At 37.9% G+C, this 14,015-nt stretch carries 8 protein-coding genes; all 8 read left to right on the top strand.

Annotation, left to right across the window (positions count from 1 at the left end; all coding sequences use genetic code 11):
* The first annotated feature begins 141 nt into the window (after positions 1-141).
* Positions 142-2,985, top strand: coding sequence for an excinuclease ABC subunit UvrA (uvrA, locus tag J4051_RS11615; protein WP_208234036.1), 2,844 nt, complete (start codon positions 142-144; stop codon positions 2,983-2,985).
* A gap of 119 nt (positions 2,986-3,104) precedes the next feature.
* Positions 3,105-3,272 carry a lmo0937 family membrane protein gene (locus J4051_RS11610; RefSeq protein WP_182202196.1) on the top strand — a complete coding sequence of 56 codons (168 nt, stop codon included), beginning with the start codon at positions 3,105-3,107 and terminating at the stop codon, positions 3,270-3,272.
* 423 nt (positions 3,273-3,695) lie between these two features.
* Positions 3,696-4,385, top strand: coding sequence for an LOG family protein (locus J4051_RS11605; RefSeq protein ID WP_208234035.1), 690 nt, complete (start codon positions 3,696-3,698; stop codon positions 4,383-4,385).
* A gap of 332 nt (positions 4,386-4,717) precedes the next feature.
* A complete protein-coding gene (locus J4051_RS11600) occupies positions 4,718-7,501 on the top strand; it encodes a gluzincin family metallopeptidase (RefSeq protein ID WP_208234034.1) in 2,784 nt (927 codons plus the stop codon).
* A gap of 500 nt (positions 7,502-8,001) precedes the next feature.
* On the top strand, positions 8,002-10,368 hold the full coding sequence (locus J4051_RS11595) for a S9 family peptidase (RefSeq protein ID WP_208234033.1): 2,367 nt from the start codon (positions 8,002-8,004) through the stop codon (positions 10,366-10,368).
* Between the two features lie 152 nt (positions 10,369-10,520).
* Entirely contained in the window at positions 10,521-12,932 is a 2,412-nt protein-coding gene (locus tag J4051_RS11590) for an alpha-ketoacid dehydrogenase subunit alpha/beta (RefSeq protein ID WP_208234032.1), read from the top strand.
* Between the two features lie 81 nt (positions 12,933-13,013).
* The gene (locus J4051_RS11585; RefSeq protein ID WP_208234031.1) at positions 13,014-13,388 is read left to right on the top strand and encodes a DoxX family protein; all 375 of its coding nucleotides are present in this window, start codon (positions 13,014-13,016) and stop codon (positions 13,386-13,388) included.
* A gap of 9 nt (positions 13,389-13,397) precedes the next feature.
* Positions 13,398-13,904 carry a hypothetical protein gene (locus J4051_RS11580; RefSeq protein ID WP_208234030.1) on the top strand — a complete coding sequence of 169 codons (507 nt, stop codon included), beginning with the start codon at positions 13,398-13,400 and terminating at the stop codon, positions 13,902-13,904.
* Positions 13,905-14,015: the final 111 nt, after the last annotated feature.

Below are 14,015 nucleotides of genomic sequence, written 5' to 3'. Positions count from 1 at the left end.
TTCTTGATTAAATTACATATTACTTTTCAATAGATCATCAACATTATTTAACAAAACTCTAAATATCAACTCTTTCATTTTTTACTTCATAATCAGTACCTTTGCGAACTTGTCTGTAAATCAGTCAAGATTGCTATGTATATGAGTAAATTTGAAGAAACTATTGAGGTTCAGGGCGCACGCGTTCACAACCTAAAAAATATAGATGTTTCCATTCCCAGAGAGAAACTTGTGGTGATTACAGGACTTTCAGGAAGTGGAAAATCGTCCCTTGCATTTGATACCATTTATGCCGAAGGCCAACGACGCTATATTGAAACATTTTCGGCTTACGCCCGTCAGTTTTTGGGCGGTTTGGAACGTCCTGATGTTGATAAAATTGATGGTCTTTCACCAGTCATCGCTATAGAACAGAAAACGACGAGCAAATCGCCGCGTTCCACTGTCGGCACCATTACTGAGATTTACGATTTTTTACGACTGCTATACGCTAGGGCGAGTGATGCCTATAGCTATAACACTGGCGAAAAAATGGTGAGTTATACCGATGAGCAAATCAAAAGCTTGATCAAAGAGAATTATAACGGCAAGCGCATCAATATTTTGGCGCCTGTCATCCGTTCGCGAAAAGGACATTATCGTGAATTGTTTGAGCAAATCGCGAAACAGGGCTTTGTAAAAGTTCGAGCCGATGGTGAAGTGAGAGACCTTGTCAAGGGTATGAAATTGGACCGTTATAAAAACCACGATATCGAAATTGTCATTGACCGACTCAAGATTGACGACACCGATGATAATGATAAGCGCCTTACTGAAACCATTAATACCGCCATGTACCACGGGGACGATATTTTAATGGTTTTGGATCATGATACTGATGAAACCCGTTATTTTAGTAGAAGTTTGATGTGTCCTACTTCGGGAATTTCCTACCCTAATCCTGAACCTAATAATTTTTCGTTCAACTCACCAAAAGGGGCGTGTCCAAAATGTAACGGCATCGGCAAACTATATCAGGTCAATGAGAAAAAAATCATTCCAGATGACAGTATTTCGATCCAAGCCGGTGCACTCGCTCCACATGGACCATACAAAAACAGTTGGATTTTTAAGCAATTTGAAACCATTGCACAACGGTTCAATTTTCAGCTAACTGATCCGTACAAAAGCATTCCTGAAGAGGCAAAAAAGATGATCTTGTATGGTGGCAGCGAGAAGTTTTCCGTAGAAAGCAAAACCTTGGGCGTCACCCGCGATTATAAAATTGATTTTGAAGGCGTCGCCAATTTTATAGAAAACCAATTTGCAGCCGCAGAGACAACCTCGTTGAAACGTTGGGCCAAAGAATATATGGATAAGGTAGAGTGTGATGAATGTCACGGCTCACGCTTGCGTCAAGAATCGCTTTATTTTAAAGTGAATGGATTGAATATTGCAGATTTGGCCAATAAAGACATAGTTGACTTAGCGGAATGGTTCTCAGATTTGGCCTCCCAGATCTCTGAAAAGCAATTGCTCATTTCGGAAGAAATCATCAAAGAAATCAAAACCCGATTACAGTTTCTGTTAGATGTAGGTTTGGAATATCTATCCCTTAACAGAAGTTCAAAATCCTTGTCTGGTGGTGAAGCACAACGGATCCGTTTGGCCACTCAAATTGGGTCTCAATTGGTGGGTGTTCTTTATATTTTGGATGAACCGAGTATTGGATTACACCAACGTGATAATGAAAAACTGATCAAATCACTGATTGCCCTTCGTGATATTGGTAATTCCGTTATTGTTGTTGAACATGACAAAGACATGATTGAAAGTGCAGATTATGTGATTGATATCGGTCCCAAAGCCGGAAAATATGGTGGAGAAATCATTAGTGTTGGAACACCCGAAGAATTAAAAACCCATAACACACTTACTGCAGATTATCTCAATGGCACCAAACAAATTGAGATTCCGAAGAAACGCCGTGAAGGCAACGGCAAATTCATTGAATTAAAAGGCTGTACAGGAAACAACCTTAAAAATGTCTCCGTAAAGCTGCCTTTGGGTAAAATGATTGGTGTGACAGGAGTTTCTGGAAGTGGAAAATCGACTTTAATAAACGAAACCCTCTACCCTATTCTGAATGCTTATTATTTTAATGGTGTCAAAAAACCAATGCCCTACAAGAGCATTAAAGGTTTGGAACATATCGACAAAGTCATTGATATCAATCAATCGCCCATCGGACGAACGCCCCGAAGTAATCCGGCAACCTACACCAAGACCTTTGACGAAGTCCGCAGTTTGTTTGCAAAAATTCCCGAGGCCATGATTCGGGGTTATAAGCCAGGACGTTTTAGTTTTAATGTGAAAGGCGGACGTTGCGAAACCTGCCAAGGTGGTGGCCTAAGGGTGATTGAAATGAATTTCCTTCCCGATGTTTATGTGGAATGTGAAACCTGTCAAGGGAGACGTTTTAATCGAGAAACTTTAGAAATTCGATACAAAGGAAAATCCATCAGTGATGTGTTGGATATGACCATCAATGAAGCTGTCGATTTCTTTGAGCACATTCCGAAAATCCACAAAAAACTACAAACCATAAAGGATGTAGGTTTGGGATATATCACACTTGGACAACAAAGTACCACCCTATCTGGAGGTGAGGCCCAACGTATTAAGTTGGCCACCGAATTAAGCAAACGCGATACTGGAAATACCTTTTATATTCTTGATGAACCCACTACCGGTTTGCATTTTGAAGACATCCGGGTGTTGATGAACGTTTTAAACGAACTTGTTAATAAAGGCAATACCATTTTAATTATTGAGCACAATATGGATGTCATTAAAATTGTGGACTATATCATTGATATTGGCTATGAAGGTGGTAAAGGTGGCGGACAGATTATTGTGGAAGGCACCCCAGAGGAAGTTGCAAAACACAAGAAAAGCTATACAGCACAATTCCTCAAAAAGGAGCTTGAAAGCCACCAAAAATGATATATTTTAGAGGTTCATATATAAAAAGATACGAATAATGTTAAACATTTATTCAAAACAGCACATTAACAGGCCGGATTCTTTACTATCTTAGTGAGGTAACTTTAAAACTAACAATTATGAGAGGTATTCTTTGGCTTGTAGCCGTAATTTGTATTGTAGTATGGCTTTTAGGCTTTTTGGGTGTTGTAGAGGGATTAGCTACTAACAGTTTGATCCATATTCTATTAGTGATCGCTGTAATTGCTATTCTTTACAATATCATTTCTGGCCGTAAACCGCTTTAAAATAGCATTGAAATAGTATAACACGACATGAACTTCTAAAGAGGCAAATTTCACGATTTGCCTCTTTTTTTATTTTAATTATGGCGTGTTGCCGCTTCAAAACTAAAGCAAATCATGTGGTACCAGCGAATTTTAGAGAGAAATATTTAGATTAGAACCAGAAGTCATCGTTGGTAATTTGAAAAATCATAGCAAATCGGTTTTAAAACCGATTGAATAGAACTTATTATGTTATTTTCTATTAAATTTGTCTGTTTTGGCGAGTTGTTAGGAGGCATTAGAAATGATGATCGATCACGGATCATGGAAGATAAATTAGGGCTGAGGAATTTGAATGAATGAGTACACCGCTGAGGACTGAGACTGAGACTGAGACTGAGACTGAGAATACAAATAATCAATAAAAAATAGACCATACACAGAATGAGATTAGAAAAACATAGCAAAGCTTGGAACGAAATAAAAACCAATGATTCTTGGGCCATTTTTAAAATAATGGGAGAGTTTGTCAATGGTTATGAGAAATTGAGCAAGATTGGACCTTGTGTTTCCGTTTTTGGTTCGGCACGTACCAAGCCAGATCATAAATATTATAAGTTAGCAGAGGAAATTTCGAAAAAAATTGTAGAACATGGTTATGGTGTCATCACTGGTGGCGGTCCTGGAATTATGGAAGCTGGCAATAAAGGAGCACACATTGCAGGTGGCACTTCGGTTGGACTGAACATTGATCTGCCATTTGAACAACATGACAACCCTTATATAGACGCTGATAAAAGTTTAGATTTTGACTATTTTTTTGTAAGAAAAGTCATGTTCGTAAAATACTCACAAGGTTTTGTAGTAATGCCTGGAGGTTTTGGAACATTGGACGAATTGTTTGAAGCCATCACGCTCATTCAAACCAATAAAATTGAAGAGTTTCCTATTATTCTAGTAGGTACTGAATTTTGGACAGGTCTTTTAGAATGGGTAAGAACAACACTTTTAGACTCTTTTAGTAATATCAGCGCCAAAGACCTAGACCTCATTCACTTGGTGGACACACCAGATGAAGTTTTGGAGATACTGGACGATTTTTATAAAGAATTTGAACTGAGCCCGAATTTCTAAAAAAATAAAGCCATCAAAATATCACTTTTTAGGTATCGATTGTAATATGAATCCATCAAGTATAAAATAGTTAGAGCACATTTGAGATTTCTCACTAAAAAATGTGCTCTAAAATTGTTTATAAAAGTTTATGGAGGATGAAATCATCTTGTTTTATAGTTTTAAAACCACAATCTCCTAAAATTCGTTATATATCTCGTCCATAATTTATTATTTTTCGTAAAGAACTTGTGCGAAATCATTTTATTATAAAAGTTCAAACCTTTAAAGCGTGTCATAGCCCATTGAAAAGACATTTTCTTTTAAGTTTCATATTGTTTTATTCGGTGTTGATGTTAGGTCAAAATAAGATCAACATCGATGCCCAATTCGACATGCAAAAGAAGAGCGCAAAAGTAGCACAGACCCTTCGCTACAAAAACAATACAAATGATACGTTGACCAAAATCTACCTCAACGACTGGGGCAATAGCTACTCCACAAAACATACCCCTTTAGCAAAAAGGTTTGCTGAAGAATACAGCACGAAGTTCCATTTCGCGAAAAACGACATGCGCGGCTTTACGAACATTACTTCTTTGAAAGATAGTTCAGGTCAAGAACTAAATCACACACGGTTAAAACCACATCCTGATGTCATAGAGGTAGAATTGCCTATACCTTTATTGCCAAACGAATATTATCATATTGAATTGTTTTATAATTTACAGTTTCCAGATGATACGTTTACTGATTATGGTGCCACATCCAATAATGAACTCAATTTAAAATATTGGTACATTACTCCCGCAATTTACGATGGGGAGTGGCATTATTACAGTAACAAAAACTTGAACGATCTCTACGTTCCAAAAGCAGATATCAGTTTGAAGGCGGAATTCCCCAAAAATTATGGTATTTATTCCGAACTCGCCATTCAAGATCTCACACAAGGAGACAGTACGCAGACGTTTTATTTTTACGGAAAGGATCGTGTGGACAGCAAACTTTATCTCAATAGATTTCCGAAATTCAACTTTGTTCAGACAGATAATTTTACGGTTATTACCAATTTGGAGAATGAAGGAATTTTGCCAACCGATCGTGCCATCATTACCGACAGAATCACTCAGTTTGTCACTAAAAACTTAGGAAAGTATCCACATGATTATCTTTTGGTTACTGAAATCGAATACGGAAAAGATCCGCTTTATGGCTTAAACCAATTGCCAAAGTTTCTAAATCCTTTCCCCAGAAACTTGCAATATGAACTGAAGCTTTTAAAAACGACTCTCAACAATTACCTGGATAATACTTTACTTTTAGATCCTCGGAAGGACTATTGGCTCAAAGATGCTATTCAGATTTATTTTTTGATGAAATATGTTGAAGATAATTATCCTGATCTTAAGCTTTTGGGAACTTTGGCCAATATCTGGGGCCTTCGATCATTCCACGCTGCCGATGTCGATTTTAATGAGCAGTACAATTTGTATTTTATGCAAATGGCGCGCTCTAACCGGGATCAGCCTTTAACTTTACCAAAAGATCAATTGCTGAAATTCAATGCGAATATTGCCGGAAAGTACAAAGCGGGCATAGGACTCAAATATTTGAATGATTTTGTTAATTCTAATATTGTTGAGAACACCATTTTCGAGTATCTCGAAACTTTTAGACTTAAAGCTACAACGAGTGCTGATTTTGAGAACTTGTTAAAAAAGAACACCGATAAAAATGTGGATTGGTTTTTTACGGACTATATCGACAGCAGAAAAAAAATAGATTTCAGGATTAAAGATATCGTAAAGACTGAGGATTCAGTGACCTTCACCATCAAGAATAAGCGAAAAAATAATGTTCCTGTATCGTTGTTCACATTAAAAAATGACTCCGTGCTTTCCAAAACATGGATTGAGCAGATCCATGGGTCCAAAACATTGACCATTCCTCGCGATGATGCCACAAAGCTGGTACTGAATTACGACAATATCATTCCTGAATACAATCTCCGGGACAACTGGAAATCATTAAAAGGTTGGTTTTTCAACAATAAACCCTTACAATTCAGACTGTTTAAAGATATAGAAGACCCCAACTACAATCAGGTTTTTTTCATGCCGTTAGTGGAGTACAACAATATTTATGACGGTTTCACTTTAGGTGCCAAAGTTTATAACAAAACCCTATTGATGAAGAATTTTACTTATCAATTCACCCCGAAATACGCCTTCAATTCAAAAACAATTACAGGTGGCGCATTAGGTGTTTACACGCAACATGTTGAGGATCGAAATTTATTCAGAATTAATTATGGTTTGGGTGTTAGTTATTCGGCCTTTGCCAAAGATGCATTTGTGACGAAACTCAGCCCGAGTGTTTCCTTTTATTTCAGAGATAATAATAGTTTTAGGTCGAACAAATCCAGTTATATCAATTTTAGATATTTGGATATCTCTAGAACAATCAAAGACAATCCTCTCTTAGTCGTAAATGATCCGGATTACAGTGTATTCAACGTACGATATGTCAATGCACACACCGCTTTGATTGATTTCTCCAAATTTTATTATGATTTTCAAATCGCCAAAAAATTCGGAAAAATTGCGGTCAATTATGAATGGCGAAAATTGACAGAGCGCAATAGACAATTTAATTTTAGGTTTTTTGCTGGAGCATTCCTATTTAATAAAACCGATGAAAATTCAGACTATTTTAGTTTTGCGTTGGATAGACCTACAGATTATTTGTTTGACTACAATTATTTAGGACGCTCGGAAGCATCGGGTATTTTCAGTCAGCAAATTATCATTGCAGAAGGCGGTTTCAAATCGAAATTAGAAACTCCTTTTGCCAATCAATGGATGACTACTGCGAATATGAGTACCACTATATGGCGGTTTATTGAGGCCTATGGGGATGTTGGTTTGGTTAAAAACAAGTCTGTCAACCCAAAATTTGTTTATGATTCAGGCATCAAATTGGATTTGGTAACCGATTATTTTGAACTCTATTTTCCGATCTATTCCAGTTTAGGTTGGGAAGTTGATGAACCTAATTATAGCCAGCGTATCCGTATTAAATTTACCGTAGATCCAGAAGTACTATTAGGGCTTTTTAGACGGAAGTGGTATTAAAGTGAAATTGGAGAAGTTGAAATTGAAATTTAAGTTGTCTGCCCGAACGAAGTATTTACCAAGGCGGGGCTGTCTGTCCGAAGCAAAGCGGATGCGGAAAACTGAAAGGCTCAAACTCTAACTGTTGAATTTTAAATGACCGATGACGGGTGACCGATGTCAGTTGATTGAAGACTGAATACTGAATATCGAAGTTGACCACTTAGCCTTGAACTCTGAATTTTGAACCTTGGACACTAAGAATTCCATTTTCATTTACCATCGGAGTTTATCGTTAAAATTTATTGAAAATTCATAAGTTTGTGAAGTAGCAACTTATTTAATAAACGTGATGTCAGTTTTAACCGACAAAAAATGCTCGAAACTATATAACCCTAAATTTAACCGCAGGGAACACAAAATTGTATGCGAAGGACGCAATGCAATTGACGATGGGAACTCGAAACCTTGAGCCTTGAATTTTGAACCTTAAACCTTGAACAACATAAACACAAACACCCATGACTAAATCCTTTTTCCTCAGCCTCCTCTTTTCTGTTCTTTTCATCAACCTCTTCGCACAACAAAGCGAGCTTTCAGTTGAAAAAATAATGCAAGACCCAAAATGGATGGGAACATTTCCCTCCAACGTCAAATGGGATCAGAATAGTAAAGGCATCTATTTTAATTATAACAAAGATGCTGATCCTGCAGACTCTTTATATCGGATCCGCTTGGCATCTCCTAAAAAGATTGAAAAAGTAAGTTGGACTGAAGAAAAGAATATTGATTTCGCACGTGGTACCTACAACAAATCCAAAACTAAAAAGATCTATTCCAAAGGCAATACCTTAATCATTTTTGATATCAAATCAGGAAAAGAAACTGAGTTGCTCCAGTTCCCCAAAAACATAGGTCGTCCAAATTTCTTGGCCAATGAAGATTGGATTTCTTTTGAAGCTGACAACAATGCTTATATCTATTCACAAGAAAGCGGCATCTTAAAAAAATTGACCCAAATAAAATCAGGAGAGGAATCTAAGAAAAAGGACCCAAAATCATCGGATAAATCCTCTTATTTGGAAGCAGAAAATTTAAAATTGTTAAGCGTAGTAAAAGAACGCGAAGACAAAAAAGAAACTACAAAAGAAATAAGAGAAGGACGCAAAGAAAAGGAAGCATATACCTACTATACAGGAGATAGCCAAATTAGTAATCTGCAAGTGTCTCCAGACGCTAAATACGTAACCTTCACGCTCTTTAATCGTGGTAAGAGCGACGCCACCATCGTTCCAAATTATATCGACGCCTCAAGTTATACCAAGGATTTGAACACGCGTTCGAAAGTTGGCGATGACGAAACAAAGGTAGAACTGGCCATCTACAATATTGAAAAAGATACGGTTTACAAGGTCCAAACTAGTGCTCTTCCCGGAATCAAGGATTTGCCAGACTATGTCAAGGATTACCCAGATAAAGAATGGGAAGCCAAAGAGCGTGCGGTGATCACCTCACAAGCCTATTTTTCTGATAACGGCCAACATGCTATTGTTAATATCCGTTCGAAAGACAATAAAGACCGTTGGATAGCGAAATTGGATTTATCTACTGGTGAATTATCTACTTTAGACAGACAGCGCGACGAAGCCTGGATTGCCGGACCAGGCATTGGGTGGTCTATGGGTGGTGGCACCTTGGGTTGGCTACCTGACAACAAACATGTTTATTTTCAATCGGAAGCCACAGGGTATTCACATTTGTATCTTTTAGATGTTACCAACGGAAAGAAAAAAGCTTTGACTTCAGGAAGTTATGAGGTTTTTGATCCTTTTCTTTCCCAAGACCAAAAAAGTTGGTATTTGACTAGCTCTGAAGTTGGACCTGGTGAAAGACATTTTTACAAGATGCCGTTAATGGGCGGGAAAATGGAGCAATTGACCTCTATGACTGGCAACAATGACGTGACGCTTTCTCCAGATGAAAAACACATGGCCATTTTACATTCCTACAGCAATCAACCTTGGGAGCTCTATTATAAAAAGAATTCTGCAAAAGCTGAAGCCGTTCAATTGACTTCAGGACAATCGGATGTCTTTAAATCCTATAATTGGAGAGATCCACAGCTTATCACATTTAAAGCTGAGGATGGCGCACAAGTGCCCGCACGACTCTATCTACCAGAGGCATCGGTCAATAATAACGCAGCGGTTATTTTTGTCCATGGCGCGGGTTATCTACAGAACGTCCATAAATGGTGGTCGTCTTACTTTAGAGAATATATGTTCCATAATTTGTTGACCGATTTGGGCTATACCGTTATCGACATTGATTACAGAGGTAGCGCAGGTTATGGTAGAGATTGGCGTACTGGCATTTACAGACATATGGGCGGAAAAGATTTGTCTGACCAAGTGGATGGTGCTAAATATTTGGTGGAAAATTATGGTGTTGACAAAAATAAGATTGGAATTTATGGTGGAAGCTATGGAGGCTTCATCACATTAATGGCATTGTTTAATGAAGCGGACACGTTTACTTCTGGTGCTGCATTAAGATCGGTCACCGATTGGGCACACTACAATCACGGATACACTTCCAATATTTTAAACGAACCATTCAACGACCCTATTGCTTATGAGCGCTCCTCTCCTATTTATTTTGCAGAAGGATTAAAAGGCAACTTGCTCATTGCTCATGGAATGGTGGATGTCAATGTCCATTTTCAAGACGTGGTCAGATTAGCCCAACGTTTAATTGAATTGGGTAAAGACAATTGGGAAATGGCTGTTTATCCGGCAGAAGATCACGGTTTTATAGAGCCAAGCAGCTGGACGGATGAGTATAAAAGAATTTTGAAACTGTTTAATTCTACCCTCCTTGAGCATTAAAGAATATTAACAACTTAATTATCAGCACTTGACATACAGACTTTTAAAGCGTTTAGGTTCAATAATTAAACTATAATCCATCATTTGAAAGTGCATTTGAATTGCAAAACCTATCCATTTTGACTACTTTTGCAATATCTAAAAAGCACTTTATGCAAACGACGCCACAAACAACCAAAGACCTTTCCTTCGAAGAATTTCAATCTGAAATTCTCAAAGATTATAAAATTGCGATGACTAGCAGGGAATGTAGCCTGCTAGGCCGAAGAGAAGTTTTAACTGGAAAGGCGAAATTTGGAATTTTTGGTGATGGAAAGGAAGTCCCACAATTGGCCTGGGCCAAAGTGTTTCAAAACGGCGATTTCCGTTCTGGATATTACCGTGACCAAACCTTTATGATGGCCATTGGTGAGTTAAGCATTCAACAGTTTTTCGCAGGTCTTTATGGTGATCCGAATATTGATCATGATCCTATGTCGGCGGGACGTCAAATGGGTGGCCATTTTGGAACCCACAGTTTGGATGAAAAAGGGGATTGGAAAAATCTTCTAGAGCAAAAAAACTCAAGTGCTGACATTTCTCCTACTGCTGGGCAAATGCCCCGTCTTTTAGGTTTGGCGCAGGCCTCAAAAATCTATAGAAACGTCAAGGGCATCCACAGTCCAAAATTCTCAAATAATGGCAATGAAGTCGCTTGGGGCACCATAGGAAATGCGAGTACCAGTGAAGGTTTGTTTTTTGAAACCATCAACGCCGCAGGTGTGTTGCAAGTACCGATGGTGATTAGCATTTGGGACGATGAATATGGCATTTCGGTTCATGCAAAACATCAAACTACAAAAGAAAATATCTCAGAAATCTTAAAAGGTTTCCAACGTGACAATAAACACAAAGGCTATGAGATTTTAAGAGTCAAGGGATGGGATTATGTCGAATTGGTAGAAACCTATCAACGGGCCTCAAAAATAGCAAGAGAAGAACATGTGCCTGTCATGATTCACGTTTTAGAATTGACACAACCACAAGGCCATTCCACTTCTGGATCTCATGAGCGATACAAAAACAAAGAACGTTTGGATTGGGAAATTGAAAATGACTGTATCCGTAAAATGCGTGAATGGATCATTACCAGTAGTATTTCCACAGAAATGGAATTGGATACCATCGATAAAAACATCAAAAAGCAAGTTCGAGAAGGCAAAAAATTAGCTTGGGAAGCCTATCAAAATCCTATAAAAGAAGAGCAGAAAGAAGCAATTCAACTCATTACCAATTTGGCAAACTCGAGCATCAACAAGGTTTTCATTGAACGTGTGATTACAGAATTGGCCAATGTTTCAGATCCTATCAGAAAAGACATTGCTTCAGCAATTCGAAGATCGTTGCGCTATGTTATTTCAGAAAACTCTTCTGAAAAACATATTCTCCATGAATGGATTGACGCGTACATGGAAAGGATACAGCCAAAATACAGCTCACATTTATATAGCCATTCTAAAAAATCAGCCCTATATGTCAAGGAAGTCCTACCAACCTATGATACTTCGGCAGAAGATGTAGATGGCAGATTGGTACTTCGCGATAACTTCGACGTTATATTTAAAAAATATCCACAGGCTTTAATATTTGGTGAAGATGCCGGAAAAATTGGCGATGTCAATCAAGGTTTAGAAGGTTTGCAGGAAAAATACGGCGAGCTTAGGGTTGCTGACGTTGGCATCCGGGAAGCCTCCATTATGGGTCAAGGCATCGGAATGGCCATGCGAGGTTTACGTCCGATTGCTGAAATTCAGTATTTGGACTATATCCTATATGCGCTTCAGATTATGAGTGACGACCTTGCCACCTTACATTACAGAACCAAAGGCAAGCAAAAAGCACCTGTAATTGTTAGAACAAGAGGTCATCGACTGGAAGGGATTTGGCATTCTGGTTCGCAATTGGGAGGTGTTTTAAATTTGATAAGAGGAATGCACGTTTTGGTACCCCGAAATATGACCAAAGCAGCTGGTTTTTACAACACACTTTTAGAATGTGATGAACCTGCATTAGTAGTAGAATGCCTAAACGGCTACCGACTTAAAGAAAAACTACCAACTAACTTGGGGGAGTTTAAAACACCCTTAGGAGTTGTAGAAACACTTAAAACCGGAAGCGATATCACCTTAGTATCCTATGGCTCAACCTTACGTTTGGTACAACAGGCTGCCAAAGAATTATTGGAAGTTGGAATCGATGCCGAAGTTATTGACGTACAGTCTTTATTACCTTTTGATTTGAATCACGATATTGTGAAAAGTGTCGCCAAGACCAACAGATTGATGGTGATTGATGAAGATGTTCCTGGTGGTGCATCAGCTTATCTACTCAATGCAATCTTGGGCGAACAAAACGCTTACCAACATTTGGACAGTAAGCCAAAAACTTTGACCGCACGTGCACATCGACCTGCTTACGGATCAGATGGCGATTATTTTTCAAAACCTTCAACAGAAGATATTTTTGAAAGCGTTTATGCCATGATGCACGAAGTAAATCCTAATGATTACCCAAAATTGAGATAATATTTATAATCTTTTGCTTTTTTGGAATTGAATACCTTATTTTATTCCCAATTAACACCCTAATTTTTAACCCTATTGTAAATGAAAAACAAGTTTAATGATTTGGCGCTTGCTATTTTAAGAGTAGGCTTCTCAGGAATGCTGTTGACCCACGGAATTCCAAAAATAAGTATACTTCTTGAAAACCCAAGCGGTTTTCCCGACCCTCTTGGCGTAGGAAATGTAGTTTCTCTCATCTTAGCACTCATAGGAGAAGTCGTGGCTCCCCTTTTTGTTTTAATAGGTTTTAAAACGAAAATTGCCGCTATTCCGGCTATCGGTACTATGGCAGTAGCTGCTTTTATAGTGCATGCTCAAGACAGTTTTGGAACTAAAGAAAAGGCATTATTATATCTGATTGGATTTATAGTTATCGCATTGGTCGGAGCTGGAAAATATTCAGTTGAAAAAAAATAATAATTTTGGATGAAAGCAGTTTCTGTTGTTACTATTAAGAAAGAATTAAAACACCGTTCTTCGGAAGAGTTGCTGGAACTTTGTTTGCGTCTTTCTAAATTTAAAAAGGAAAACAAAGAACTGCTTACCTATTTATTATTTGAGTCTCATGATGAATCGGGATATATCGAAACAGTTAAAGCTGAAATTGACGAACAATTCGAAGGCATCAACACCAACAGCTACTTTTATATAAAAAAGAGTGTGCGAAAAATTCTCCGAAATATTAAAAAATATGCCAGATATTCATTAAAGAAAGAGACTGAAGTAGAGTTATTACTCCATTTTTGCACAGTTCTTAAAGACTTCAAACCTTCTGTTTTTAAAAATGTCACACTTACCAATATCTATGACCGTCAAATCGTAGCCATTAAGAAAATAGTGAGCAATTTGCATGAAGATCTTCAGTACGATTATAATTTAGCACTGGAGGAGTTAGAAGATGCAAGCTACAATTCCAAAGTATTCAAACTCTGATTTCTAAAACTTCTTAAATACCCCTAACTCTTTACCAGTCTTTAAGTGCAGTAATACATCTCGATTATTAAAGACCTCTTCTGGAACAAGTCAACGAGATATGAGTAAGAA

This window comes from Gelidibacter pelagius (assembly GCF_017581925.1).
Lineage (GTDB): Bacteria > Bacteroidota > Bacteroidia > Flavobacteriales > Flavobacteriaceae > Gelidibacter > Gelidibacter pelagius.
This window is presented reverse-complemented; position numbering and strand designations above follow the sequence as displayed.